Source organism: Streptomyces sp. NPDC007875, assembly GCF_042868035.1.
Classification (GTDB): domain Bacteria; phylum Actinomycetota; class Actinomycetes; order Streptomycetales; family Streptomycetaceae; genus Streptomyces; species Streptomyces antimycoticus.
Genome location: NZ_JBIADZ010000006.1, coordinates 364,763 through 389,598, shown reverse-complemented (window position 1 = coordinate 389,598; position 24,836 = coordinate 364,763). Strand labels below are relative to the sequence as shown.

21 protein-coding genes and 1 riboswitch are annotated in these 24,836 nt (G+C 72.1%); of the genes, 11 read left to right on the top strand and 10 right to left on the bottom strand.

Going from position 1 to position 24,836, the window contains the following annotated elements:
- The first annotated feature begins 45 nt into the window (after positions 1 to 45).
- Genes ACFYOY_RS16240 through ACFYOY_RS16230 form a run of 3 tightly spaced genes read left to right on the top strand, consistent with a single transcriptional unit; the run spans position 46 to position 3,094 of the window.
- Positions 46 to 1,080: a FecCD family ABC transporter permease gene (locus tag ACFYOY_RS16240; RefSeq protein ID WP_388587591.1), complete on the top strand. Its 1,035-nt coding sequence runs from the start codon at positions 46 to 48 to the stop codon at positions 1,078 to 1,080.
- Positions 1,077 to 2,240 (top strand): FecCD family ABC transporter permease, encoded by a 1,164-nt coding sequence (locus ACFYOY_RS16235; RefSeq protein WP_388587588.1) that lies wholly within the window; start codon positions 1,077 to 1,079, stop codon positions 2,238 to 2,240. The genes ACFYOY_RS16240 and ACFYOY_RS16235 overlap by 4 nt, the downstream gene beginning before the upstream one ends.
- Positions 2,237 to 3,094 (top strand): ABC transporter ATP-binding protein, encoded by an 858-nt coding sequence (locus tag ACFYOY_RS16230; RefSeq protein ID WP_351881587.1) that lies wholly within the window; start codon positions 2,237 to 2,239, stop codon positions 3,092 to 3,094. Before ACFYOY_RS16235 ends, ACFYOY_RS16230 begins: the two co-directional genes overlap by 4 nt.
- Positions 3,095 to 3,209: 115 nt before the next feature.
- On the opposite strand, the gene ACFYOY_RS16225 is transcribed toward ACFYOY_RS16230, so the two are convergent.
- Positions 3,210 to 4,481, bottom strand: coding sequence for a hypothetical protein (locus ACFYOY_RS16225; protein WP_351881590.1), 1,272 nt, complete (start codon positions 4,479 to 4,481; stop codon positions 3,210 to 3,212).
- 186 nt (positions 4,482 to 4,667) lie between these two features.
- Between ACFYOY_RS16225 and ACFYOY_RS16220 the strand changes: the two genes are divergently transcribed.
- A complete protein-coding gene (locus tag ACFYOY_RS16220) occupies positions 4,668 to 7,550 on the top strand; it encodes a helicase C-terminal domain-containing protein (protein ID WP_388587583.1) in 2,883 nt (960 codons plus the stop codon).
- A gap of 95 nt (positions 7,551 to 7,645) precedes the next feature.
- Here the strand turns inward: ACFYOY_RS16220 and ACFYOY_RS16215 are convergent, their stop codons facing one another.
- The gene (locus tag ACFYOY_RS16215) at positions 7,646 to 8,557 is read right to left on the bottom strand and encodes a VanZ family protein (RefSeq protein WP_351881596.1); all 912 of its coding nucleotides are present in this window, start codon (positions 8,555 to 8,557) and stop codon (positions 7,646 to 7,648) included.
- Positions 8,558 to 8,735: 178 nt separating this feature from the next.
- Here ACFYOY_RS16215 and ACFYOY_RS16210 point away from each other — a divergent pair, with 178 nt between their 5' ends.
- From ACFYOY_RS16210 to ACFYOY_RS16200, 3 genes are all read left to right on the top strand, one after another.
- Positions 8,736 to 10,385: a DNA repair helicase XPB gene (locus ACFYOY_RS16210; RefSeq protein WP_093462679.1), complete on the top strand. Its 1,650-nt coding sequence runs from the start codon at positions 8,736 to 8,738 to the stop codon at positions 10,383 to 10,385.
- Between the two features lie 122 nt (positions 10,386 to 10,507).
- Positions 10,508 to 10,978, top strand: coding sequence for a hypothetical protein (locus ACFYOY_RS16205; RefSeq protein WP_351881600.1), 471 nt, complete (start codon positions 10,508 to 10,510; stop codon positions 10,976 to 10,978).
- A 279-nt stretch (positions 10,979 to 11,257) separates the two neighbouring features.
- Positions 11,258 to 13,378: a HelD family protein gene (locus ACFYOY_RS16200; RefSeq protein WP_388587581.1), complete on the top strand. Its 2,121-nt coding sequence runs from the start codon at positions 11,258 to 11,260 to the stop codon at positions 13,376 to 13,378.
- A gap of 53 nt (positions 13,379 to 13,431) precedes the next feature.
- On the opposite strand, the gene ACFYOY_RS16195 is transcribed toward ACFYOY_RS16200, so the two are convergent.
- Together ACFYOY_RS16195 and ACFYOY_RS16190 are read right to left on the bottom strand one after the other, a co-directional pair.
- A complete protein-coding gene (locus ACFYOY_RS16195) occupies positions 13,432 to 13,866 on the bottom strand; it encodes a VOC family protein (RefSeq protein ID WP_388587578.1) in 435 nt (144 codons plus the stop codon).
- Between the two features lie 210 nt (positions 13,867 to 14,076).
- Positions 14,077 to 14,805: a copper homeostasis protein CutC gene (locus ACFYOY_RS16190; RefSeq protein ID WP_351881609.1), complete on the bottom strand. Its 729-nt coding sequence runs from the start codon at positions 14,803 to 14,805 to the stop codon at positions 14,077 to 14,079.
- 56 nt (positions 14,806 to 14,861) lie between these two features.
- Here ACFYOY_RS16190 and ACFYOY_RS16185 point away from each other — a divergent pair, with 56 nt between their 5' ends.
- Together ACFYOY_RS16185 and ACFYOY_RS16180 are read left to right on the top strand one after the other, a co-directional pair.
- Positions 14,862 to 15,533, top strand: a complete 672-nt coding sequence (locus ACFYOY_RS16185) for a hypothetical protein (RefSeq protein WP_351881612.1) — start codon at positions 14,862 to 14,864, stop codon at positions 15,531 to 15,533.
- Positions 15,534 to 15,944: 411 nt separating this feature from the next.
- Complete coding sequence (locus ACFYOY_RS16180) at positions 15,945 to 17,183, top strand: Cmx/CmrA family chloramphenicol efflux MFS transporter (RefSeq protein ID WP_388587574.1); 1,239 nt, start codon at positions 15,945 to 15,947, stop codon at positions 17,181 to 17,183.
- Between the two features lie 230 nt (positions 17,184 to 17,413).
- Here ACFYOY_RS16180 and ACFYOY_RS16175 read toward each other — a convergent pair whose 3' ends face one another.
- Both ACFYOY_RS16175 and ACFYOY_RS16170 read right to left on the bottom strand, forming a co-directional pair.
- Positions 17,414 to 17,686: a DUF4031 domain-containing protein gene (locus ACFYOY_RS16175; protein WP_351881614.1), complete on the bottom strand. Its 273-nt coding sequence runs from the start codon at positions 17,684 to 17,686 to the stop codon at positions 17,414 to 17,416.
- Positions 17,686 to 18,042: a hypothetical protein gene (locus ACFYOY_RS16170; RefSeq protein WP_208515425.1), complete on the bottom strand. Its 357-nt coding sequence runs from the start codon at positions 18,040 to 18,042 to the stop codon at positions 17,686 to 17,688. The genes ACFYOY_RS16175 and ACFYOY_RS16170 overlap by 1 nt, the downstream gene beginning before the upstream one ends.
- Before the next feature lie 163 nt (positions 18,043 to 18,205).
- Between ACFYOY_RS16170 and ACFYOY_RS16165 the strand changes: the two genes are divergently transcribed.
- Both ACFYOY_RS16165 and murQ read left to right on the top strand, forming a co-directional pair.
- Positions 18,206 to 19,144 carry a MurR/RpiR family transcriptional regulator gene (locus ACFYOY_RS16165; protein ID WP_351881616.1) on the top strand — a complete coding sequence of 313 codons (939 nt, stop codon included), beginning with the start codon at positions 18,206 to 18,208 and terminating at the stop codon, positions 19,142 to 19,144.
- Positions 19,145 to 19,262: 118 nt separating this feature from the next.
- Positions 19,263 to 20,234, top strand: a complete 972-nt coding sequence (gene murQ, locus ACFYOY_RS16160) for an N-acetylmuramic acid 6-phosphate etherase (protein ID WP_351881618.1) — start codon at positions 19,263 to 19,265, stop codon at positions 20,232 to 20,234.
- Positions 20,235 to 20,382: 148 nt separating this feature from the next.
- On the opposite strand, the gene groL is transcribed toward murQ, so the two are convergent.
- From groL to thrC, 4 genes are all read right to left on the bottom strand, one after another.
- On the bottom strand, positions 20,383 to 22,008 hold the full coding sequence (gene groL, locus ACFYOY_RS16155) for a chaperonin GroEL (protein ID WP_211124989.1): 1,626 nt from the start codon (positions 22,006 to 22,008) through the stop codon (positions 20,383 to 20,385).
- 348 nt (positions 22,009 to 22,356) lie between these two features.
- Positions 22,357 to 22,563 (bottom strand): cold-shock protein, encoded by a 207-nt coding sequence (locus tag ACFYOY_RS16150; protein WP_009716982.1) that lies wholly within the window; start codon positions 22,561 to 22,563, stop codon positions 22,357 to 22,359.
- A gap of 409 nt (positions 22,564 to 22,972) precedes the next feature.
- Positions 22,973 to 23,251 (bottom strand): MoaD/ThiS family protein, encoded by a 279-nt coding sequence (locus ACFYOY_RS16145; protein WP_059142722.1) that lies wholly within the window; start codon positions 23,249 to 23,251, stop codon positions 22,973 to 22,975.
- On the bottom strand, positions 23,248 to 24,549 hold the full coding sequence (gene thrC / locus ACFYOY_RS16140; protein WP_351881623.1) for a threonine synthase: 1,302 nt from the start codon (positions 24,547 to 24,549) through the stop codon (positions 23,248 to 23,250). Before thrC ends, ACFYOY_RS16145 begins: the two co-directional genes overlap by 4 nt.
- A gap of 18 nt (positions 24,550 to 24,567) precedes the next feature.
- Positions 24,568 to 24,709: riboswitch (SAM riboswitch) on the bottom strand.
- Positions 24,710 to 24,836 lie beyond the last annotated feature (127 nt).

Genomic DNA, 24,836 nt, shown 5'->3' with positions numbered 1-24,836 from the left:
TCGCCTAACTTCGTAGCCGACGAGCGAGACGAACGAACGGAAGCGATGACCGCCGACCGGACCAGCAGCCGCCCTCCCAGAGCCTCCCTGGTCCGCCGCCGCCTCGGCTGGACGGCCACCGCCGTCGTCGCCCTGCTGCTCGCCATCCTGCTGAGCCTCGCCGTGGGCAGCCGCCAGATCGCGCCGAGCGCGGTGCTGGACGCGCTGCTGCACGGCGGTTCGAGCGACGCCGCCGACATCGTGCGGTCCCTGCGGCTGCCGCGCACCGTCATCGGGCTGATGGTCGGGGCGGCGCTCGCCATGGCGGGCACCGTGATGCAGGGCGTCACCCGCAACCCGATCGCCGACCCGGGCATCCTCGGCGTCAGCCAGGGGGCTTCGGTGGGCGTGGTGCTCGCGATCGCCTTCGCCGGGGTGCACACGCTGGGCGGCTATGTCTGGTTCGCCTTCGCGGGCGCGGGGCTGGCCTCGGTCGCCGTCTACGCCATCGCCGTCAGCGGGCGGGGCGGCGCGACCCCGGTCAAACTCGCCCTCTCCGGCGCCGCGATCAACGCGCTGCTGGTGTCCGTGACGACGGGCGTGCTGACGACGAAGGCGGCCGCACTGGATGAGTTCCGCTTCTGGCAGATCGGCTCGCTCGCCGGGCGGGACACCGAGATCGTCGGCCAGATCTGGCCGTTCCTGCTGGTCGGCACGGTGCTGGTGATCGCGGTGGCACGCGGTCTGGACGCGCTGGCGCTCGGCGAGGACGTCGCGAAGGGGCTCGGCCAGAACGTGGCGGTCGTACGGGTCGTCGCCGCCCTCGGCGCCACGATCCTCACCGGCGTCGGGGTCGCCGCCGCCGGTCCGCTCGCCTTCGTCGGCCTCGCGGTCCCCCATATCGCCCGCGCGATCGTCGGCACCGACCACCGCTGGGTCCTTCCGATGGCCGCCCTGATCGGCCCGGTGATGCTGCTGGTCTCGGATGTGGTGGGCCGGATCCTGTTCCCGCCGAGCGAGGTCCCGGCGGGCGTGATGACCGCGCTGATCGGGGTGCCCTTCCTGGTCACGCTGGTCCGCCGGAAGACAGTGGCCGCATGACCGCCACCGACCGCCCGGCCGGGTGTCCGGGTGTCCGCCCCGCCGGGTACGGCGTGATCCGCATCAAGGGCGGCGGCCGTGGCGGACCCGGCGGACGAAGCGGCCATGACGTGCGTGACCTCCGTGGCGGATCGTTCCTGCTGCATCGTCGCTCGGCCCTCGTCGTGATCGGGCTGATCCTGGCCACCGCCGCCGTCTGTGTGGCGTATCTGTGCGTCGGCGAGAGCTTCATCGCCCCCGCCGACGCCGTGCAGGCCGTCCTGCACACCCAGTGGGGCCTCGGGCAGGCCACCCCGAACGATCTCGTCGTCGGCACGCTGCGGCTTCCCCGGATGACGCTCGGTCTGATGGTCGGCGCCGCCTTCGGTATCGCGGGCGCGCTGATCCAGACGGTGGCCCGCAACCCCCTCGCGAGCCCGGACATCATCGGTGTCAGCCAGGGCGCGAGCGCGGTGACCGTGGGCGCGATGACCTACGGGGTGACCTCCTTCGCCGTCCTGCCCTATCTCTCCGTCGCGGGCGGTCTCGCCGCCGCCGCGCTGGTGTACGTCTTCGCCTGGCGCGGCGGGCTGCAGGCGACCCGCTTCGTACTCATCGGCATCGGTTTCGCCGTCGCGCTGCGCTCGATCACCCAGCTCTTCCTGACCAAGGGCGACTATCTGGTGGCCCAGCAGGCGAAGGTGTGGATGACCGGTTCCCTCAACGGACGCGGCTGGGACGAGGCCGGTCCGCTCGGCTGGGCGCTGCTGGTGCTGCTGCCCGGTGTGCTGTGGGCGGCGCGGGCGCAGCGCACGGTGTCCCTGGACGACGACACGGCGACCGCGCTGGGCGTACGGCTCGGGCGGGTGCGGCTGGGCCTGGTGTCCCTCGGCGTCGTGCTCGCGTCGATGGCGACGGGCGCGGCCGGCCCGGTGGACTTCGTGGCGCTGCTCGCCCCGCAGATCGCCCGCCGGATGACCCGGACCGCCCAGATCCCGCTGCTGTGCTCGGCCCTGACCGGAGCCTTCATCGTCGTCACCGCCGATCTGCTGGCCCGCAAGCTGTTCGCGCCGACCGAACTGCCGGTGGGCGTGCTGACCGCCGCGGTCGGCGCCCCGTATCTGATCCACCTGCTGCTGTCTTCCGGGGGACGCGGCCGTAAGGGAGGCACCGCCGCATGACCGCTTCGGCGTCCACAACGGGTACGACGGGAACGGATCTGGTGGAACCCGCTGCCCCGAACCGGCTCACCGCGCGTGAGCTGACCCTCGCCTACGAGGACCGGACCGTCGTGGACGGGCTGGACCTGGAGATACCCGACGGCGAGGTCACGGTCATCGTCGGCCCCAACGCCTGCGGCAAGTCCACCCTGCTGCGCGCCCTCGGGCGGCTGCTGCGGCCGCGCGGCGGCGCCGTACTCCTCGACGGCACGGATCTCGCCCGCATCCCCACCAAGAAGATCGCCCGGGCCGTGGGACTGCTCCCGCAGACCCCGGTCGCGCCCGAGGCGATCACCGTCGCCGATCTCGTCTCCCGCGGCCGCCAACCGCATCAGCACTGGTGGCAGCAGTGGTCGGAGGAGGACGAACGAGCCGTCACGGACGCCATGGAGCGTACGGACGTGACGGCGCTCGCCGACCGCCCGGTGGACGAGCTGTCCGGCGGGCAGCGGCAGCGCGTATGGATCGCGATGGCGCTCGCGCAGGAGACCGATCTGCTGCTGCTGGACGAGCCGACGACGTATCTGGACATCTCCCACCAGGTGGAGGTGCTGGACCTGGTGCGCCAGCTCAACCACGAACGCGGCCGTACGGTCGTCGCCGTCCTGCACGACCTCAACCAGGCCGCCCGCTACGCCGATCATCTGATCGCGATGAAGGAGGGCCGGGTCGTGGCACGCGGCCGCCCGGCGGACATCGTCACGGCGAAGCTGGTGCACGAGGTCTTCGGCCTGGACTCGGTGGTCGTCCCCGACCCGGTCACCGGCAGCCCCCTCGTCGTCCCGGGCACGCCTTGGCAGGCCGAGCAGGACTGAGCGGCGGCGGGGGCCGGCACCGCCCAGCGCTCGCTTCCGGTTCGAGCCTCACGGTAGCCCGGCGTGAAACCCACGGGAGCTGCCAGAGCAAGCCCCCTCACCGCGTTCTCGGACCTCAGCCCTTGCGCCTCGCGCGCCACAGCAGGAAGAGCACCGAGGCGATGGCCGCGCCCCGGACGACGAACGGCCAGGTGCCGGTGAGCGCGTCCTTCCACCCGTCCTCGGGGATCGGCTGGCCCCATTTGCGGGCGGCCCGGCCCCACAGCCAGACCCCGGCCCCGGCCGCGACCAGACCGGGTATGCCCAGCGAGGCCCACTTCGCCCCGGCCGGGGAGTGGCGGTAGGTGCCGTAGTACGCGATCACCCAGCCGAAGGCGATCGGGATGATGTTGCCCATGACCGCGCCCGCCACGAGGAGCCCGACCGCCACCAGCAGCACCGGGCCGAGCCCGGCCAGCCATGTGGCGACGCCGCCCCCGCCCGCGGGCTGATCGGCCGCCTTACCAGGCCCGAGGAGTACCCGGCGCAGCGCACCGCGCTGCTTGCCCCCGGCCCCGGCCGCAGCCTTGGCCTCCGCCTCCTCGGCGGCCTGGGCCTCGGCGGCGGCCGCCTCCTCCTCCGCCGCCGCCTTTCCCTCGGCCTCCCGCCGCTCTTGGCGTTCCTGCTCGGCCGTCTTGCCCTTGCCGAGCAGTTCGGGGATCTCGATCCCGCCGGTGAACCCCTCGACCGAGCCGTACTGCGCGTCGCGCCGCTCGGACTGGGCGAACGGGCCCGCCTCCACATGCCACCAGTCCATGTTGGACTCGCGCGGGCTCAGTTCGTCCTCCCCCGCGAGATGCGGCGGCGAGGCGGCGTTGGACGGGGGCGTGGCGGGGGTGGAGGGCCTCGGCTTGATCAGGGAGGGGGAGCCGTCGCCCGGGCCGCCGCCGTTCCAACCGGCGCCGGGCACCCCCGGGGCGTCCTCCTCGCGCGGGGTGGGGACCTTACCGCTGAGACCGCTGCTCTTGGCGAGCCCGGCCAGCTTGTCGCGGGCCGCCCGCGCCGCCCCGGCGGCTCCCCGCGGCGACGCACCGCCGCCCGCGCCATGGCCCGCACCGCCGACCGCGCCCCCACCCGCCGCGCCCGGCCCAGCGCCCGTTCCCGAGCCCGGGTCGGGGGGCCGGCCGCCCGCGGCGGCCACCACGTCGGCCGGTGAACCCAACTTGGACAGGATCCGCTTCACCCCGGCCGGGCTGTCCGCCCCTCCGGTGGTCCGGCGATGGTCGATATCGGCACGCAGCCCGGAGACCAGTCGCATGCGTTCACCGGACGACAGACCCTGCTGCTGAGCCAGGTCACCGACACGGCTCAGATAGTCGTAGACGAGCTTTTCGCTCTCGATCCCCACCAAGACCCCTGAGAATGCGCACGGTCGGCGTATCAGTCGGCTCCGACGGTACCGCGCGGAAGCGGAGTCCCGCCGCATCCCCTGCGTCCCGCACCCCGCGGGTACTGTGGATCGAATGAGCAGTTCATGGAATCGGGAAGGCTGAAATGCCCGAAGAGACCAGCTCGCGCAACCGGGAGGCATGAGTTGCCCGCAGACACCGGCCGTGGGGACACCGGCCACGGGGACGGCGGCCCACGGGACACCGGCCCATGGGACGGCCACGGCAATCGCGGCCGCGCGGTGCCGCGCACACTCGCCGAGGAGCTGCGGACCCGGCCCGACGACGCCCTCGCCGCCCTGCTGCGCGCCCGCCCCGATCTGCTCTCCCCGGTCCCGAACGACCTCACCCAGCTCGCCACCCGGGCCGGCACCCGCGCCTCGGTGGTACGGGCCGTGGAGCGGCTCGACCGGTTCGCGCTGCAGACCGCCGAGGCCCTGGCCGTCGCGCCAGACCCGTGCCGGTACCAAACCCTGCGGGATCTGCTGACGGGTGATGAGGGCGCGGAGGAGGCCGCGGGTCAGGGGGACGCCCGGAGTGCGGAGGAAGCCGACGGTTCTGGGGATGCCCAGGGCCCCGGGAACGCCTCGCCCATCGGCCCCACGTCGGGCATCGAGGCCGCCTCGCCCCTCAGCCCCGCCTCACCCGCCGGCCCCGCATCCGACACCGAGGCCGTCCTGGGCGCCGAGGAACGCGCGGCGATCGCGGCCGAGCTGCCGCGTGCCGTGGCCACCCTGCGCGACCAGGCCCTGGTCTGGGGCGGTGACGACCGGCTCCGCCTCGTCCGCACCGCCCGCGAACTGCTCGCGCCCTCCCCCACCTCCCCCTCTCCGACCGGTCTCGGCCCGACCGTCCAGGAGGCCACGTCCGGGATGTCACCGGGCCGACTGCAGGAGTTGCTGACGAGCGCCGGGCTGCCGCCCACCCACGACCCGGTCACGGCGGTGGCGGCCCTGACCGAGCTGTTCCAGGACCGTGCCCGGATGGCGGCGCTGCTGGCCGGGGCGCCGACGGGCGCGGCGGCCGTGCTGGCCAAGCTGACCTGGGGACCGCCGTACGGGGAGGCGTCCGTCGCCTCGCCCACCCCGCCCGTCGGCTGGCTGCTGGACCGCGGACTGCTGCTCCCGTCCGGGCCGCGCAACGTGGTGCTGCCCCGCGAGGTCGCCCTGCATCTGCGCCACGGCCGGGCGCACCGCGCCCCCGAGCCGCTGGCCCCGCCGCTCTCGCCCACCACCGAACACGATCCACAGGCTGTGGATAACACCGCCGCGGGTCAGACCTTCACCGCCCTGGCCACGGTCGAGGAGCTGCTGGGGCAGTGGGAGAGCGCCGGACCGCCCGTGTTGCGCGCGGGCGGGCTGAGCGTCCGCGACCTCAAGCGGGCCGCCGTGGCCCTCGACGTGGCCGAACCGGTGGCCGCCTTCTGGATCGAGCTGGCCTACGCGGCCGGGCTGGTGGCCTCCGACGGCGAGACCGACGAGCGCTACGCCCCCACCCCCGCCTACGACGACTGGCTTCGGCTGCCCGCCGAGGAGCGCTGGGCGCGGCTCGCCGCCGCCTGGCTGCCCGCGACCCGTACGGCGGGGCTGGTCGGCGGCCGGGACAACCGGGGCCGCACCCTCGCCGCGCTCGGCCCGGACCTGGACCGCTCCCCGGCCCCCGAGGTCCGCCGCCGGGTCCTCGGACTCCTGGCCGCCCTCCCGTCCGGTGCCGCGGCCGCCCCCGACGTCCTGCTGAATCGGCTGCGGTGGGAGCGGCCGACCAGCCACCGCGGGGCCCCCGCCGCGGCCGGTGCCGCTGCCGCCCCCAGTGCCGCCTCACCCGCCTGGGGCGCCCCCAGCGCCGCCGCCTCCCCCACCGGGACCGCCTCCCCCGCCAGGGAGGACCTGCGCTCGCGGCTGGCTCGCTGGGCCGTGGCCGAGGCCGAAATGCTCGGGATCACCGGCCGGGGCGCGCTCTCCTCCCACGGGCGCGCCCTGCTGGAACCCCACCCGGACGAGCCGCCGGCCGCCAGGATCGACACCGCGTCCGCGCACGCCGCGCGGCTGCTCGCGCCGCTGCTCCCCGAACCCCTCGACCACGTCCTGCTCCAGGCGGACCTGACCGCCGTCGCGCCCGGCCCGCTGGAACGGCCGCTCGCCGAGACGCTGGGCATCCTCGCCGACGTCGAGTCCAAGGGCGGCGCGACCGTGTACCGCTTCACGCCCGAGTCTGTACGCCGTGCGCTGGACGCCGGGCGGACCGCCGACGATGTGCACACCTTCCTCGCCGCACACTCCCGCACCCCGGTGCCCCAGCCGCTCACCTACCTCGTCAACGATGTGGCCCGTAAGCACGGCCGGCTGCGCATCGGCGCCGCCTCCGCGTATCTGCGCTGCGACGACGACGCGCTGCTCGCCGAGATCCTCGCCGACCGCCGCTCGGCAGGGCTGCGGCTGCGCCGCCTCGCCCCCACCGTCCTGGCCGCCCAGGCGCCGCCGGACACGCTGCTGGAGGGGCTGCGGGCGATGGGGTACGCCCCGGCCGCCGAGTCCGCCGAGGGCGATGTGCTGGTCAGCCGCCCCGAAGCCCAGCGCACCCCGCCCCGTACCCCGCCCGTGCCGGTCCCGGAGGGCCCGCCGGTGGCCGACGCCACCCTGCTGGGCGCGGCGGTGCGCGCCATCCGCGCCGGGGACCTCGCCGCGACCGCGCCCCACAAACCGGTGGCCGCGGCCGAGGCAGGGCCGGAGGCCGCTTCCGGCTCACAGCCCGTGGCCGGGTCCGGGTCCGGATCCACCGCCACCGGCGACCGGCTGCCCCGCACGACCTCCGCCGACACCCTCGCCACCATGCAGGCCGCGGCCCTGACCGGCTCCAACGTCTGGATCGGCTATGTCAACGCGAACGGCGCGGCCACCCAGCGCGTGATCGCCCCGGTCCGGGTCGAGGGCGGCTTCGTCACGGCGTACGACCACACGGCGGACGAGGTCCGTACGTACCCCCTGCACCGCATCACGGGCGCCGCCGAACTGGCCGAGGACGCGACGTAGGGCTACGGCTGGTGACCGGGGCTCCGCCCCGGACCCCGGTGCGGAGCCCCTGGTGCGGGAAGGGACGGGCCGGGGCCACGGCTCGTAGGGGCAGCTCACGCCGTGGGCGGTGCCTCGGTCCCCCGTCGGGTCCACCGGTGCCACCAGTGGCGGCGGCGGGGGTGCAGGGCGTGGCCGAGCCAGCGGCCGATCACGACGTAGCCGAGCAGCGCGCCCGTGGTGTTGAGGATGACGTCGTCGATGTCGAAGGCCCGGCCCTCGACGATGAGCCCCTGAACGGTCTCGACGGCCACCATCACCAAGGCCGTCACCACCACCACCCGCACCGCGCCCCGCGCCTTGGGCAGCAGCATCGGCAGCAGCACCCCGAAGGGGGCACCGAGCAGCACATTGCCGCCGATCTGCTTGACCGTGTCCCGGAAGGCGGGCTGGTCGATGTACGCGCGCAGCGACCGCCCCGGATGCAGATTGGTGTGGACGAGGTCGACGGAGCCGGGCTGGGGCACGAGTGTGGCCTTGGCGAGTGCCGCCGCGAAGCCGACCATGCAGACGAATGCCACCAGCAGCACCAGCAACCGTGCGGCGCGCGCGCCGAACGATTTGCGCTGCAGCAGCGCTGTCTCCGAGGTGCCCTCGGGCTCCGTGGGCTTGGCGGGCTTCGCCGTCCGGGCCTTCCCGGTCCGGGCCTTCGTTGACGGGGCCTTCGCGGATTCAGGCTTCGCGGCCTGGGCCTTCGCGGTCTGCGACTTCGTCGACTGCGGCTTCGCGGTCTGCGACTTCGCGGCCTGCGGCTTTGTCGTCCGGGACCCCTTCGTCAGAGCCCCACCCGCCCGCGGCCCCCTCTTCTGGCCGCTCGCCCGCTTCTCGCCGCTCGCCGTCTTCCGGCCGCCCGTCGTCCGGGAGCCCTCCCCCGGCTTCTTCTCCCCCGACCGCTTCTCCGCCGTCCGCCTTACCGTCGTCCTCTTGTCCGCCGTCCGCCGGATCTCCCATCCAGCGATGCTGATCACAGGGACTCCCTCCCGCCCTTGGCTCTGTTGTCGCGGCGCTGTCGTCGCGGTTCCGTCGGTCCGTATCCGTCTTCGCCGCTTGCCCGTAGCCGCCCGTTGTATCCCTGCGGCTCTCCGCCACGCCGTCTCGATGGGGGACACTGGTTCTTTGGCCGGCAGCACGAAAGGACCCAGGCGCGTGAATGGACCCCTCATCGTCCAAAGCGACAAGACGCTCCTGCTCGAGGTGGACCACGAGCAGGCCGGCGCCTGCCGCCGCGCCATCGCACCCTTCGCCGAGCTGGAGCGGGCGCCCGAGCACATCCACACCTACCGGGTGACCCCGCTGGGGCTGTGGAACGCCCGCGCCGCCGGGCACGACGCCGAGCAGGTGGTCGACGCCCTCGTCGCGTACTCCCGCTACCCCGTCCCGCACGCCCTCCTCGTCGACGTCGCGGAGACCATGGCCCGCTACGGGCGGCTGCGGCTGCTCAAGCACCCCACCCACGGTCTGGTCCTGGAGACCAGCGACCGCCCGATCCTCGAGGAGATCCTGCGGTCGAAGAAGATCCAGCCGCTGGTCGGCGCCCGGATCGACCCGGAGACCGTCGTCGTCCACCCCTCCGAGCGCGGACAGATCAAGCAGACGCTGCTGAAGCTGGGCTGGCCCGCCGAGGACCTGGCCGGGTATGTGGACGGCGAGGCCCACCCCATCGAGCTGCACGAGGACGGCTGGGCGCTGCGGCCGTATCAGACGCAGGCCGTCGAGGGCTTCTGGCACGGCGGCTCCGGTGTCGTCGTGCTGCCCTGTGGCGCCGGAAAGACGCTGGTCGGAGCGGGTGCGATGGCCACCGCCAAGTCGACCACGCTGATCCTGGTCACCAACACCGTCTCCGCCCGGCAGTGGAAGCACGAGCTGGTGCGCCGCACCTCGCTCACCGAGGAGGAGATCGGTGAGTACAGCGGTACGAGGAAGGAGATCCGCCCGATCACCATCGCCACGTACCAGGTGCTGACCACCAAGCGGAAGGGCATCTACCCGCATCTGGAGCTGTTCGACTCCCGCGACTGGGGCCTGATCGTCTACGACGAGGTGCATCTCCTGCCGGCGCCCGTCTTCAAGTTCACCGCCGATCTGCAGGCCCGGCGGCGGCTCGGGCTCACGGCGACGCTCGTCCGGGAGGACGGCCGGGAGTCCGATGTCTTCTCGCTCATCGGGCCCAAGCGCTTCGACGCGCCCTGGAAGGAGATCGAGGCGCAGGGCTATATCGCGCCCGCCGACTGTGTCGAGGTCCGGGTCAACCTGACCGAGGCCGAGCGGCTGACGTACGCCACCGCCGAGACCGACGAGAAGTACCGGTACTGCGCCACGACCGACTCGAAGCGGAAGGTCACCGAGGCGCTGGTCGCCCGGCACAAGGGGCAGCAGACGCTGGTCATCGGCCAGTACATCGACCAGCTCGACGAGTTGGGCGAGCACCTGGACGCGCCCGTCATCAAGGGCGAGACCACCAACGCCCAGCGGGAGAAGCTCTTCGACGCCTTCCGGGAGGGCGAGCTGTCGGTGCTCGTCGTCTCGAAGGTCGCCAACTTCTCCATCGACCTCCCCGAGGCCACGGTCGCCATCCAGGTCTCCGGCACCTTCGGCTCCCGCCAGGAAGAAGCCCAGCGGCTCGGCCGAGTGCTGCGCCCCAAGGCCGACGGCCACCCGGCGGTCTTCTACTCCGTGGTCGCACGCGACACGATCGACCAGGACTTCGCGGCGCACCGGCAGCGGTTCCTGGCCGAGCAGGGGTACGCGTACCGGATCGTGGACGCGAGCGAGCTGCTCGCGGACGAGGACGTCTGACGTTCGGCCCACCACGAGTCACCCACGGCCATTGGGCACGCTCCCATGGCCATGACATGTGTCATGGGTGACCCGTGATCGCCGGCTCTGCCCGGGGCGTTCCCCGCCCGGAAGGATCGTGAGTGTCAGCAGGACACGGCACCACGACGCCGAAGGGGCGGGACATGGGCATCAGCATCCGCAAACGCAGGACCGCGACCACCGACATCGACCTGAGCGACATCAAGCCGCTGCCGCTGTGGTTCTTCGGCTTCGAGGGCGTCATGGGTGCCGCGTACGACCTGACCAAGGCGTGGGACGACGCCTGGATGGTGCTCATCGCCATCGCCTTGGTGAACGTCGTCGTCGGGGCGACCGTGCTGCGCCGCCGAGTGAAGCTGATGCGCGCGATGCTCAAGAACGCCCACACCCGGAAGATCGCCATCGGGCTGATCGCGCTCCGCGTCGGCCTCCATCTCGTCCTCGCCGCCCTCGGCGCCCCGGTCACCTCGGTCGCCGGGCATCTGACCGTCGCGGTCCTGATGGGCGCGACGACGGTGGCGCTGCTGTGGTTCAACCAGCGCGTGACCTTCCGCGCCCTGCGGCTCGCCTGAGACAAAGACGGGGCCCGCACGGGGGCCCACAGGCCACGCGAGGCCCGCCCGCGAGCCCGCCCGGCCCCTTCTCCCGGGGCCGTCATAAATTCATTCGCCTCCCGGACATGCCCTGGCTACAATCGCCGGTCTTGCCGCCTCCCGCGTTCCGAACGAACGGGAGAGCCGCCGCCCGGACGGAAACCGGTCGGCATCTCTGACCGCGCATCCGTACCGCGCACCCGCTTTGTGTACTCGCTTTGTGCACTCGTTGTGTACTCGCTCGCCGGAGGCTACGCCGTGCCCTCGCACGCCCCTGACCACGCAGACCCCCTCTCAGCCCCCCACGCAGACCCTCTTCCAGCCCCCCAGGCGGCAGATCCCCTGGCGCGGGAGCGCGCCCATCTGACCGACTCCCGCGCCGCGCTGCGCGCCATGCGCGCCGACGTCGAGGCCCTCGACCTCCGGGACGTCGCCGCGAACTGGGTCAACGCCGCAGCGCTGCACCACCAGGTCAGCGAGCGCATCAAGGCCCTCGCCGACCTCGCCGACACCCCGCTCTTCTTCGGCCGACTCGACTATCTGCACGCACCGGGCGGGGAGGCGGCGGAGGGCGCGGAGGGCGAGCGCTTCTATATCGGCCGCCGCCATGTGCACGACGCGGACGGCGACCCGATGGTCATCGACTGGCGTGCCCCCGTCTCCCAGCCCTTCTACCAGGCGTCCAAGACGGCGCCGATGGACATCGCGCTGCGCCGCCGCTTCGGCTACACGGGCGGCGAGTTGACGGCGTACGAGGACGAACGGCTCTCCGACCCCGCAGAGGCCGAGCAGACCAGCAAGCTGCTCCAGTCCGAGATCGAGCGCCCGCGCGTCGGCCCGATGCGGGACATCGTCGCGACGATCCAGCCGGAGCAGGACGAGATCGTGCGCCAGGGGATCGGCGGCACCATCTGCGTCCAGGGGGCGCCGGGCACCGGTAAGACGGCCGTGGGGCTGCACCGGGTGGCGTACCTGCTGTACGCGCACCGCGAGCGGCTGGCCCGCTCCGGCACCCTCGTCATCGGCCCGAACCGCTCCTTCCTCCATTACATCGAGCAGGTCCTGCCCGCCCTCGGCGAGTTGCAGGTGGCCCAGGCGACCGTCGAGGACCTGGTGACGCGCCCGGCCCTGGGCGCGGAGGCGCGGGGCACCGACTCCGCCGACGCGGCGCGCATCAAGGGCGACGCGCGGCTGGCCGAGGTGCTGCGCCGCGCCCTGCGCTCGTATGTCACGGCCCCCACCGAGCCCTGTGTGGTGGTGCGCGGTTCACGTCGCTGGCGGGTGCCCGCGTATGAACTGGAGGAGATGGTCGAGGAGTTGCTCACCCGCGACATCCGCTACGGCGCGGCCCGCGAGGCGCTTCCGCAGCGCATCGCGCACGCCGTGCTCGTCCGGATGGAACAGGCGGGCGAGGCGCCCGACGACCGGGTCCAGGACGCGGTCGCCCGCAACGCGGCCGTCAAGGCGGCGGTCAAGGCGGTCTGGCCGCCGGTCGACCCGGCCAAGCTGGTGCTGCGGCTGCTCTCCGACGCCGACTTCCTGGCCGAGCACGCGGAGGGCGTCCTCGACGCCGACGAGCAGAAGACCGTCCTGTGGGCGAAGCCGGGGCGCGGTGTGAAGTCCGCGAAGTGGTCCCCGGCGGACCTGGTGCTGATCGACGAGGCCGCCGATCTCATCGAGCGCACCCCGTCCCTCGGGCATGTGGTCCTGGACGAGGCGCAGGACCTGTCGCCCATGCAGTACCGCGCGGTCGGCCGCCGCTGCAGCACCGGCTCGGCGACCGTGCTCGGCGACATCGCCCAGGGCACCACCCCGTGGGCGACGGCCAGTTGGGAAGAGGCCCTGACCCATCTGGGCAAGGACGGGGCTGCGATCGAGGAGCTGACCCAGGGTTTCCGGGTGCCGCGCGAGGTGATCGCGTACGCCTCGCGGCTGCTGCCCGCCATCGCCCCCGGCCTGTCGGAGGCCACCTCGATCCGCGAGGCGGCGGGCGACTTCTCCGTACGGGCCGTGGCTCCGGCGGAGCTGGACGCGGCCGTGATCGCCGCGTGCCACGACGCTCTGACCCACGAGGGCTCCGTCGGCCTCATCGCGGCCGACGCCCGCGTCCCGGCCCTGGCCGAGGCCCTCGACGCGGCGGGCCTGACCCACCTCTCCCCCGGCGAGGAGACCAGCGCCGAGGCCAGGCTCACCCTCGTCCCGGCGACCCTGGCCAAGGGTCTGGAGTACGACTACGTGGTGCTGGACGAACCGGCCGCGGTGGTCGACGGCGAGCCGGACGAACGCACCGGGCTGCGCCGCCTGTATGTCTCCCTGACCCGTGCGGTCTCGGGGCTGACGGTCGTCCACGGGGCGGCGCTGCCGGAGCGGCTGAGCTGAGCCGAACTGGCCTGACCTGACCTGACCTGACCTGGCCTGGCCTGGCCTGGCCGTTATGCCTCGGCTGCAGCAGTCTCGGCTTCGGCGGTCTGCTGCTCGTATCGCGTGAGGGCGTCCGGGGTGACGGGCGCGAAGAAGTTGACGAGATTGCCGTCGGGGTCCTTGAACAGCAGTGAACGGTTGCCCCAGGGCTGCGTGGTGGGCTCGTTCACGATCTCGACGTCGAACTCCTTGAGCCGTTCGTACTCACCGTCGACATCGGCGACGCGGAACTCCACGATCACGCTCTGGTTCGCCGCGGGCCGGGGCGCCTGCTCACCGAGCACCCGCACCGTGCGGGTGCTCGCAAGGGCGAGGGTTCCGCTCGCCGTCGTGAACTCGGCGAAGTCGTCCGTATACCGCTTCGCCGTCAGGCCCGTGGCCCGCTCGTAGAAGTCGACGATCCGGGCGACGTCCTCGGTGATGATGCGGATAGAGGCGAAGTGCATGGCAAGCTCCCGTGAGGTGTTGTGTGCCGTGCGGATGACCGTACGGTCGATACCGGGCAGAAGCCGCCCGGTATCGAGCCCCGGTTTCCGGGCCGGTTTCCGGGCCCGGTCTGCAGGCCCGGCACCCAACACAGGAGCTTGTCGGCACAGTCGGCCGCGCGGCCCGGCCTCAGCGTCGCGCAGGCCGCCTCAACGCCGTGCGGCCCGCCCTCAGGCGACCGGAACGGGCACGTCCAGGGCCGTACGCCACCGGCCGACCGCGGCCGCGTCCACCGGGCCGGCCCATCCCGCCGGACGGGCCGCGCCGCCGATGTGGAAGGCGTCGATCCCGGCAGCGCGCAGAGCGGACAGATGGTCGAGGCGCAGCCCGCCACCGGCCATGATGCGCGACTCATAGCCCGGCGTACCGGTCCGCGCCGCCTCCTCGGCCAAGGTCGGCAGACCGTCGTCGACACCGCGCGCGGACCCGGCGGTGAGATACGTATCGAGGCCGGGGATGTCGGCGAGCCGCTTGCGCAGCCCGTCGCGATCCGCGGCGCGGTCGATGGCCCGGTGGAAGGTCCAGCGGCTCTCGTCCACCCCGCCGCCCGCCCGCACGACCTCGGTCAGCGCGGTCACGGCGGCCAGGTCGACCCCGCCGTCGTCGGCCAGGAAGCCCAGGACGAACTCGTCCGCCCCCTCGGAGTGCAGCGCGGCGGCGGCCTCGCACAGCGCGTCGAACGCGGCGGGGTCCCCGGCCGCGAAGCCGTCGGCGGCGCGGAGCATCACCCGTACCGGCAGGTCCACGGCCGAACGGACGGCGGCGAAGGTCTCACGGGAGGGGGTGAGCCCGTCGGCGGCCATGTCGGTGACCAGTTCGAGGCGGTCCGCCCCTCCGGCCTGTGCGGCGATCGCGTCCGCCGGGTTCAGGGCGATCACCTCGAGAATTGGTCTAGACATGCTCCACAGCTTGCCACACCGCGCAAGAGGGCAAACCGCTACCCCACAATTGGCCCATGCCCGCACCCGCGCCCGCCCGCCATCCGGCCCATGACGCCCTGCTCACCCGCTGGACGGACCTCCTCACCAGCGCCCGCGAAGCCACGGCTCCGTCACCCGTCCCCTACGGCGAGGACCTCCTGACCCGCTGGGCCGAACCCCAGCGCCGCTACCACACCACCGATCACCTGCTCGCGGTCCTGGACCGGGTGGACGAGTTGCTCCCCCACGTCCAGGCCCCCGACCCCGCCGCCATCCGGCTCGCCGCATGGTTCCACGACGCCGTCTACCTCCCCGACCGCTCCACCAACGAGGAACGCAGCGCCCGCCTCGCCGAACGCGCCCTCACCGAGGCGGCCGTCCCGGCGCCCCGCACGGCCGAAACCGTCCGCCTCGTCCTCGTCACCCGCGACCACGACCCCGCCGAGGGCGACACCAACGGCGAAGTCCTCTGCGACGCCGACCTCGCCGTACTGGCGGGCTCCCCGGCGGCCTACGGCGCCTACGCGGCGGCGGTCCGCGAGGAGTACGGCTTCGTCCCCGACGACGCCTTCCGCGAGGGCCGCGCGAATGTCCTCCGCCACCTGCTGGGCCTGTCCCGCCTCTTCCGTACGCCGGAGGGGCACGACCGCTGGGAGGAGGCCGCACGCCGCAACATGGCCACGGAGCTGGAGCTGCTCGGCTCGTAACACGTGCCGTTCGCGGCTCCAAAGTTGACGGACCATCCGCACGCCAGGGGGGCAGCGTGGACGACAACGCAGTACACCTCGACCGACGCGGTCGCCGGTCCCGGTGCCGCTGTGGCCGGATAGGCGGCCCATTCGTCAGGCGCGCCCGGGCCGTTCAGTTCGCTGGCCGTTTCCTCCGTCACCTCGATCACCCCCCGTGATCTCCTCAACCCCCGCCTCCCCCAGCGGGCTCACATCTCGATCCTTCCTCACTCAGCGTGACAACACCAGGTCACCGCCACCAGACCACCCCATCGAGTGAATGTTCGAGAGTCGAGCACCTCACTGTTCCGCGCAGGAATGCCGAGGTCATGCCATGGCGTTGAGCCTGGCATGCCCTCGTTCTCCCCAGCGGATTCCGCTCGCTCCCGCATGCCCCTGGCGGTCTACGTCCTCGGGCTGTCCGTCTTCGCCCTCGGTACCTCCGAGTTCATGCTGTCCGGGCTGCTGCAACCCGTCGCGCGGGACATGGGCGTATCCATCCCCACGGCCGGATTGCTGATATCGGCCTTCGCGATCGGGATGGTGGTCGGGGCGCCGGTGCTGGCGGCGGCCACGTTGCGGTTGCCACGGCGGACGACGCTGATGGCGCTGCTGGCGGTGTTCGGGCTCGGGCAGATCGCGGGGGCGTTGGCGCCGTCGTACGGGGTGCTGTTCGCCTCGCGGGTCGTCAGCGCGCTCGCGTGTGCCGGGTTCTGGGCGGTGGGCGCCGCGGTGGCCGTATCGCTGGTGCCGGTGAACGCGCGGGCGAAGGCGATGGCGGTGATGGTCGGCGGACTGAGCATCGCGAACATCGCGGGGGTCCCCGCCGGGGCGCTGCTCGGGCAGCACGCGGGGTGGCGCGCCGCCTTCTGGGCGGTGGCGGGGCTGTCGGCGCTCGGACTGGTCGGAGTCGTCGCGCTCGTACCGCGTACGCAGGTGCCGACCGGGGACGACCGGCCCCGGCTGCGGGCCGAGTTGCGCATCTACCGCGACCGGCAGGTGTGGCTGGCGCTGGCCGCCACCGCGCTGAGCGGTGGCGCGGTCTTCTGCCTGTTCTCCTACCTCGGGCCACTGCTCACGGATGTGGCGGGGCTGGACGAGAGCTGGGTGCCGACCGTGCTCGCGCTGTTCGGGGTCGGCGCGCTGCTGGGGACGGTGCTCGGCGGGCGGATCGCGGACGCGCACCTGTTCGGCACGATGCTCGGGGGCATCACCGCCTCGACGGTCGTGCTGAGCGCGTTGGCGCTGACCGCGCACAGCGCGGTCGCGGCCGTGACATTGGCGCTGCTGCTCGGCTTCACCGCCTTCTTCACCGCGCCCGCGCTCAACGCCCGCATGTTCAACCTCGCGAACGCCGCGCCCACGCTCGCGGGCGCGACGAACACCTCGGCCTTCAACATCGGCAACACGGTGGGCCCGTGGCTCGGCGGGCTCGTCATCGACATGGGCTGGGGCTACCCGGCGGTCGCCTGGACGGGCGCGGCCCTCGCCGGTACGGGCGTGGTGACGACGGTCGCCGCGATGCGCCTGCACCGGGCGGCTGGTGCCTCGCGCGTCATCGCCACGTCGGCGACGTACTCCCCGGCGGATGCGGAAGCGGCCTCCGACCCGTCGCGCACGACGCGCTGAGAGACCCCGCCTCGCCGCGCGGGCGCGGCCACACCGCCCGCGCGGGGCACTCACCTTGGCGCCGGAGCTGAGCTCGATGCCCGCCATACCGCCCGCGGCACGGCCGCCCTCAGCCGCTCGGGAGCGCGGGCGGCATCGCGGCAGCGCACGCAGACCTACGCACGGCGAGGGCGTGCCGGCCGCACCGGGCGGCCGGTTGGCGGGGCGGGCCGCAGGCCCGCCCGCAGCGGTCAGTCCGCGTTCGCGGCTCGTTTGGGGCGGCGGAGGCCCGCGGCCTTCAGGCGACGGAGGAGTTCCTTGCTGCCGACCTCCTCCGCGCCCTCCCCTACCGCCTTCGCGTACAGCTCGCTCGGCAGGTCGTAGTGGTCACGGTCGAAGCCTCGGCGCGGGGCGCCGATGCGAGCGGCGAAGGCGTGCAGTTCGGCGTAGGACACATCGCTGACCAGGTGGGACCACAGGCGGCCGTGGCCCGGCCACGAGGGCGGGTCGATCAGTACGGCCATCAGAGGGTGGTGCCCAGCGAACCCACGGGCGCCACCGCGACCGCCGTCTTGCCGCAGACCCAGTGCGGGTTGGGGCCCAACTCGGGCTCCACATCAAGGGCGTGGAGGTCGCCGCCCTGGGTGCAGACGGGGCACAGCGGCCATCGGCCGTACCGTTCCAGCAGGGCGTCCTGGACGTCCTGGGCGACCAGACCGGCCACGTACTCAATGCCTTCCGGCCACTGCTCGACCCACCACCGACGGTGCGCGATCGCGTCTTCGACCAGCGAGACGATATCGGCCCGGGCGACCTCGCCCGCCGCGAGGTCGGCCAGGACAAGGGCGCGGGCCGCGTGCAGTGCGTGTTCGAGCTTCATGGGTCCCATTGTCACCTTTGCTTCCTCCTGGCGCCTGTTTGCTTCATCCGCGGTCTCGGTTCGTCCCCGGTCCCGCTTCATCTCCGGTCTTTTCGCACCCCCGCACCGCCGCACCGCCGCGCGGAGGGTTGACGGGCCCCATGGCCGGAAATAGTTTTCGCGGATGAGCAGCGACCTGAAGGAAACTTTCATGCCACCTCCGCAATCCGACCCCGCCCCGCCCGCTCCGGCCGCCCTCGCCGCGAAGGTCCGTACGTTAGGCCCGTCCATGACCCGCTCCATGCAGCGCGTGGCCGAGGCCGTGGCGGGGGATCCGGCCGGATGCGCGGCGCTCACCGTCACCGGGCTCGCCGAGCGGACCGGCACCAGCGAGGCCACCGTCGTCCGCACCTCCCGACTGCTCGGCTACCCCGGATATCGCGATCTGCGCATCGCGCTCGCCGCGCTCGCCGCACACCAGGCCGCCGGCCGGGCCCCGGCCGTCACCGCGGACATCGCGGTCGACGATCCGATCGCCGATGTGGTCACCAAGCTGGCGCGGGAGGAGCAGCAGTGTCTGGCCGACACCGCCGCCGTCCTGGACACCAGCCAGGTCGAGGCGGCCGTCTCGGCGCTGGCCACGGCTCGCCGGATCGATGTGTACGGGGTGGGGGCGTCCAGCCTCGTCGGCCAGGACCTGGTCCAGAAGCTGCTGCGTATCGGGCTGATAGCCCACGCCCACGCCGATCCGCACCTCGCGGTCACCAACGCGGTCCAGCTCCACTCAGGCGACGTCGCCATCGCGATCACCCACTCGGGGCGTACGACGGACGTCATCGAGCCGCTGCGGGTGGCCTTCGAGCGCGGCGCCACCACCGTCGCGATCACCGGACGGCCGGACGGCGAGGTCGCGCAGTACGCGGACCTGGTGCTCACCACCTCCACCGCCCGTGAGAGCGAGCTGCGCCCGGCGGCCATGTCGAGCCGCACCAGCCAGCTGCTGGTGGTGGACTGCCTGTTCATAGGGGTCGCCCAGCGGACGTACGAATCGGCCGCGCCCGCCCTCTCCGCGTCGTACGAGGCCCTCGCGCACCGCCACGACCCACGCCCCGGGCATCGCTGAGCCGGGCCGGTCCCACCCCAGGTTCCGCCCGCGGGCCACCCCCGACCCCCGGCCCCGCCCCTCTCCGCCTCTTCACCCCCCGCCCTCACCCTGACGTACCGGAAAGAGCCGCTTCACCATGACTTCCGCCGACTTCGCAGCCGACCCCACCGACTCTGCGGCCGACCAGGGCTCCGCACGGCTCCGCGCCCAGCTCGACACCCTGACCACCGAGGCGTTCCGCCCCGAACTCGCCGAGATCGACCGGCTCGACACCCTCGAGATCGCCCGGATCATGAACGCGGAGGACGCCGGTGTCCCCGCCGCCGTCGCCCTCCAGCTCCCCCGCATCGCCTCCGCCATCGACGCCATCACCGCGCGGATGTCCCGTGGCGGCCGTCTCCTCTATACGGGCGCGGGCACCGCCGGACGGCTCGGGGTGCTCGACGCGAGCGAATGCCCGCCCACCTTCAACACCCGGCCCGAGCAGGTCGTCGGGGTGATCGCGGGCGGCCCGGACGCCGTGGTGACCTCGGTCGAGGGCGCGGAGGACAGCGCGGAGCTGGCCGCCCGGGACCTCGACCAGCTCGGGATCGGCCCCGATGACACGGTGGTCGGCGTCTCGGCCTCCGGCCGCACCCCGTACGCCGTGGGCGCGGTCGAACACGGCCGACGGCTCGGCGCGCTCACCGTCGGGCTGTCCTGCAACGCCGACTCGGCGCTCGCCGCCGCGGCCGACCACGGCATCGAGGTCGTCGTGGGGCCGGAGCTGCTCACCGGCTCGACGCGGCTGAAGGCGGGCACGGCCCAGAAGCTGGTGCTCAACATGATCTCGACCATCACCATGATCCGGTTGGGCAAGACCTTCGGAAATCTCATGGTCGATGTGCGCGCCTCCAACGACAAGCTGCGCGCCCGCTCACGGAGGATCGTCTTCCTGGCGACCGGCGCCTCCGACCAGCGGATCGAAAGCGCGCTGGCGGCCACGGACGGCGAGGTGAAGAACGCGATCCTCACCATCCTGGGCGGGGTGGACGCCCCGACCGCCGAGAAACTGCTCGCCGAGGCGCACGGCCATCTGCGCGCCGCCCTCGATGCGGCTGAGGAGTAAGCCCCGGATACGCCGGGCCCCGGATACGCCTGCTCCCGTATCCGGGGCCCGGCCCCCAAAACGCCGTCGGGGCGGCACCCCTGGGAGAGGGTGCCGCCCCGACGTCCTGGACGGTACGACCGACCGGCGAACGAACGCGCCGAGTCGATCAGAAGTCCATGTCACCGCCCGGCATACCGCCCGGAGCGCCCGCCGGGGCGGCCTTCTCCGGCTTGTCGGCGATGACGGCCTCGGTGGTGAGGAACAGCGCGGCGATCGACGCGGCGTTCTGCAGCGCGGAGCGCGTGACCTTGGCCGGGTCGATGATGCCCTCGGCGATCAGGTCGACGTACTCACCGGTCGCGGCGTTGAGGCCGTGACCCGGGGTCAGGTTGCGCACCTTCTCGACCACGACGCCGCCCTCGAGACCGGCGTTGACCGCGATCTGCTTCAGCGGGGCCTCCAGGGCCAGGCGCACGGCCTGGGCACCGGTGGCCTCGTCGCCCTCGAGCTCCAGCTTCTCGAAGACCGAGACGGTCTGCAGCAGGGCCACGCCACCACCGGCGACGATGCCCTCCTCGACGGCCGCCTTGGCGTTGCGCACCGCGTCCTCGATGCGGTGCTTGCGCTCCTTGAGCTCGACCTCGGTGGCGGCACCGGCCTTGATGACGGCCACGCCGCCGGCCAGCTTCGCCAGGCGCTCCTGGAGCTTCTCGCGGTCGTAGTCCGAGTCCGAGGACTCGATCTCGGCGCGGATCTGGTTGACGCGGCCCTGCACCTGGTCGGTGTCGCCGGCGCCGTCCACGATGGTGGTCTCGTCCTTGGTGACGGTGACCTTGCGGGCGCGGCCGAGCAGGTCCAGCCCGGCGTTCTCCAGCTTGAGGCCGACCTCCTCGGAGATGACGGTGCCACCGGTGAGGATGGCGATGTCACCGAGCATGGCCTTACGGCGGTCACCGAAGCCCGGGGCCTTGACGGCGACGGACTTGAAGGTGCCACGGATCTTGTTGACGACCAGGGTGGCCAGGGCCTCGCCCTCGACGTCCTCGGCGATGATCAGCAGCGGCTTGCCCGACTGCATGACCTTCTCGAGCAGCGGGAGGAGGTCCTTCACGCTGCTGATCTTGGAGTTGACGATCAGGATGTACGGGTCGTCGAGCGACGCCTCCATACGCTCCATGTCCGTCGCGAAGTACGGGGAGATGTAGCCCTTGTCGAAGCGCATGCCCTCGGTGAGCTCGAGCTCGAGCCCGAAGGTCTGCGACTCCTCGACGGTGATGACACCTTCCTTGCCGACCTTGTCCATCGCCTCGGCGATGAGCTCACCGATCTGGGTGTCGGCGGCGGAGATGGAGGCGGTGGAGGCGATCTGCTCCTTGGTCTCCACGTCCTTGGCCTGCTCGAGAAGCTGGGCGGAGACGGCCTCGACGGCCTTCTCGATACCCCGCTTGAGCGCCATCGGGTTGGCACCCGCGGCGACGTTGCGCAGGCCCTCCTTGACCAGCGCCTGGGCGAGGACGGTCGCGGTCGTCGTGCCGTCACCGGCGACGTCGTCCGTCTTCTTCGCGACCTCCTTGACCAGCTCGGCGCCGATCTTCTCGTACGCGTCCTCGAGCTCGATCTCCTTGGCGATGGAAACACCATCGTTGGTGATCGTGGGGGCGCCCCACTTCTTCTCGAGGACGACGTTACGGCCCTTGGGGCCGAGGGTGACCTTGACGGCGTCGGCGAGCTGGTTCATCCCGCGCTCGAGGCCGCGCCGCGCCTCCTCGTCGAACGCGATGATCTTGGCCATGTGAAGTGGTCCTCCCAAGACGGGGTGGATTGCTCCGGACCGCGCTGGCGCCCGCGACGGACGGCCTGCCTGCCGTACGGTTCCTTGCCCCGCATGGCCTGGCGGGCCTCACCGACCCGGTCCTTCTGTCACTCTCAACGTCAGAGTGCTAACGCCAATGATTAGCACTCGGACCTATAGAGTGCAAGCGCCCGAAGGGCATCCTTGGGGGGCGGCGGCCGGGTGACGGGTGGGCATCCGCCCCTGCGCCGACTCGTAACGATCAGCGCGGACACGCCGAAGGGTCCGTACCCTGTTCGGGACACGGACCCTTCGGACTGTACTGTTCAGCTGCGTCGCGTCGGCGCGTCAGCCTACGGCCACGCGGACCATGTCGGCCTGCGGGCCCTTCTGACCCTGCGAGATCTCGAACTCGACCCGCTGGCCTTCCTCGAGGGTGCGGTACCCGTCCATCTGGATCGCGCTGTAGTGGACGAACACGTCCGCACCACCGTCGACCGCGATGAAGCCGTACCCCTTCTCCGCGTTGAACCACTTGACGGTGCCCTGAGCCATTCCTAACTCCCCTATTGCTGGCCCTTGCGCAGGACCGCACTCCGCGGACCCGGGTCAGACCTCACCCCCCGGATGTGGGGGGTGTGCGCCGGAACGCGTCGACCGCCGCTGAATGTATCCGTCCCAACGCCCTCTGCAACAGGTCAATCGGACGAGAATTCTGGGCGCGGTCGAACGGTTAAAAGTGAGAATTTATGTGAAGTTCGGGCAATCCGGGCGGGGCATAGGGAACCAACCCGACAATTCGTGCTCACACTTTACGCACAACTTGACGAGTTCTCATATGTGGTTCCGGCCCGGGGGCCATCGGGGAATCCGGGCAACTGTATCGCGATTCCACACACGGAATCGCCCCGTCCGGTTGTCCCCGGACGGGGCGATGCCAAAGGTGAGGAGGGTGGACGCGGGGTCAGCAGCCGCCCGCGACCGCCGGGATGATCGAGATCCCGGCACCGTCCGGGGTCGCCGTGGCCAGGCCGTCGGCGAAGCGGACGTCGTCGTCGTTGACGTAGACGTTGACGAAGCGGCGGAGCTTGCCGGTGTCGTCCAGGACGCGGGCCGCGATGCCCTGGTGGTTCTTCTCCAGGTCCGCCAGAACCTCGGCGAGGGTCGCGCCCTCGGCGGGGACCTCGGCCTGACCGGCGGTGTACGTGCGCAGGATGGTCGGGATTCGGACGTTGACGCTCATGCGAGACCAGCCTCTCGGAACGAGTCAAGGGTGGGGCGGATGATGGCAGAGGGACCGGTGGTGGGGGCCACCGCGTCGAGGGTCTTGAGGCCGTCGCCGGTGTTGAGCACGACGGTCGTCAGGGACGGGTCGAGCAGACCGTCCTCGATCAGCTTCTTGGTCACGCCGACGGTCACCCCGCCCGCGGTCTCCGCGAAGATCCCCTCGGTGCGGGCGAGCAGCTTGATCGCGTCGACGATCTGCTCGTCGTTCACGTCCTCCACCGCGCCGCCCGTACGGCGGGCGATGTCCAGGACGTACGGGCCGTCCGCGGGGTTGCCGATGGCCAGCGACTTGGCGATGGTCTGCGGCTTCTGCGGCCGGACGACGTCATGGCCGGCCTTGAAGGCGGCGGAGACCGGGGAGCAGCCCTCGGCCTGGGCGCCGAAGATCTTGTAGGGCTTGTCCTCGACCAGACCGATCGCGATCAGCTCCTTCAGCCCCTTGTCGATCTTGGTGAGCTGGGAGCCGGAGGCGATCGGGATGACGATCTGGTCCGGCAGCCGCCAGCCCAGCTGCTCGCAGATCTCGTACGCCAGGGTCTTGGAGCCCTCGCCGTAGTACGGCCGCAGATTGACGTTGACGAAGCCCCAGCCCTCGCCCACCGGGTCGCCGATCAGCTCGCTGCAGAAGCGGTTGACGTCGTCGTAGGTGCCCTCGATGCCGACCAGCTCACCGCCGTAGACCGCGGCCATGACGACCTTGCCCGCCTCCAGGTCGTGCGGGATGAAGACGCAGGAGCGGAAGCCCGCACGGGCGGCCGCGGCGCCGACCGCGCCGGCGAGGTTGCCGGTGGAGGAGCAGGAGAGGGTGGTGAAGCCGAAGGTGCGGGCGGCCTGGACGGCGATGGCGACGACCCGGTCCTTGAAGGAGTGGGTGGGGTTGCCGGAGTCGTCCTTGATGTGCAGCTCACCGGTGACGCCGAGCTCACGGGCGAGGTTGTCGGCCTTCACCAGCTGGGTGAAACCGGGGTGCAGGCTGGGCAGGTCCGCCACGTCCGCGGGGACGGGCAGCAGCGGGGCATAGCGCCAGATGCTGTTCGGACCGGCCTCGATCCGCCGGCGCAGCTCCTCCGGGTCGCCGGCCGGCAGCTCGTACGCGACCTCGAGCGGCCCGAAACAGACCTCACACGCGAAGATCGGGCCCAGATCGAACCGCTCACCGCACTCCCGGCAGGACAATGCGATGGCGGGACCGAAGGCACCGGAGGGGTCGGAGGCGGAGGAAGTGGTTGAGCTTTCTACTGACTGCACAGCCATGGATGGCGAGGCCCTTTCTCCTCATCTTCCTCGCGACGCATTTCGCCACGAGACGGAATTGGCACCTTCCCGAGCTGGGAGCCTCGCTGCGGAATGCGAGATCAGCTGGAGGGTTGCCGGGGCTTCAACGGGCCGTTCCCTCTGCCCCTCTGGATGAGCGGTATGGCACCGGGCGGACCCGGGCGTTTGTGAGCACGGCATCATCACGGGCTTCCTCGGTAAACACCGAGGTCGACCCCGACATACGACGGCCATGTGCGTTGTTCAAGACTGTAACCGAAGGCCCG

Excerpts from the sequence above, each read along its gene's own strand:
- ACFYOY_RS16230 (WP_351881587.1), top strand. The coding sequence starts at position 2,237 with ATGACCGCTTCGGCGTCCACAACGGGTACGACGGGAACGGATCTGGTG.
- murQ (WP_351881618.1), top strand. The coding sequence starts at position 19,263 with ATGACTTCCGCCGACTTCGCAGCCGACCCCACCGACTCTGCGGCCGAC.
- ACFYOY_RS16190 (WP_351881609.1), bottom strand. The coding sequence starts at position 14,805 with ATGTCTAGACCAATTCTCGAGGTGATCGCCCTGAACCCGGCGGACGCG.
- ACFYOY_RS16165 (WP_351881616.1), top strand. The coding sequence starts at position 18,206 with ATGAGCAGCGACCTGAAGGAAACTTTCATGCCACCTCCGCAATCCGAC.
- ACFYOY_RS16240 (WP_388587591.1), top strand. The coding sequence starts at position 46 with ATGACCGCCGACCGGACCAGCAGCCGCCCTCCCAGAGCCTCCCTGGTC.
- thrC (WP_351881623.1), bottom strand. The coding sequence starts at position 24,549 with ATGGCTGTGCAGTCAGTAGAAAGCTCAACCACTTCCTCCGCCTCCGAC.
- ACFYOY_RS16145 (WP_059142722.1), bottom strand. The coding sequence starts at position 23,251 with ATGAGCGTCAACGTCCGAATCCCGACCATCCTGCGCACGTACACCGCC.
- ACFYOY_RS16235 (WP_388587588.1), top strand. The coding sequence starts at position 1,077 with ATGACCGCCACCGACCGCCCGGCCGGGTGTCCGGGTGTCCGCCCCGCC.
- ACFYOY_RS16170 (WP_208515425.1), bottom strand. The coding sequence starts at position 18,042 with ATGAAGCTCGAACACGCACTGCACGCGGCCCGCGCCCTTGTCCTGGCC.
- ACFYOY_RS16185 (WP_351881612.1), top strand. The coding sequence starts at position 14,862 with ATGCCCGCACCCGCGCCCGCCCGCCATCCGGCCCATGACGCCCTGCTC.
- groL (WP_211124989.1), bottom strand. The coding sequence starts at position 22,008 with ATGGCCAAGATCATCGCGTTCGACGAGGAGGCGCGGCGCGGCCTCGAG.
- ACFYOY_RS16180 (WP_388587574.1), top strand. The coding sequence starts at position 15,945 with ATGCCCCTGGCGGTCTACGTCCTCGGGCTGTCCGTCTTCGCCCTCGGT.
- ACFYOY_RS16175 (WP_351881614.1), bottom strand. The coding sequence starts at position 17,686 with ATGGCCGTACTGATCGACCCGCCCTCGTGGCCGGGCCACGGCCGCCTG.
- ACFYOY_RS16150 (WP_009716982.1), bottom strand. The coding sequence starts at position 22,563 with ATGGCTCAGGGCACCGTCAAGTGGTTCAACGCGGAGAAGGGGTACGGC.
- ACFYOY_RS16195 (WP_388587578.1), bottom strand. The coding sequence starts at position 13,866 with ATGCACTTCGCCTCTATCCGCATCATCACCGAGGACGTCGCCCGGATC.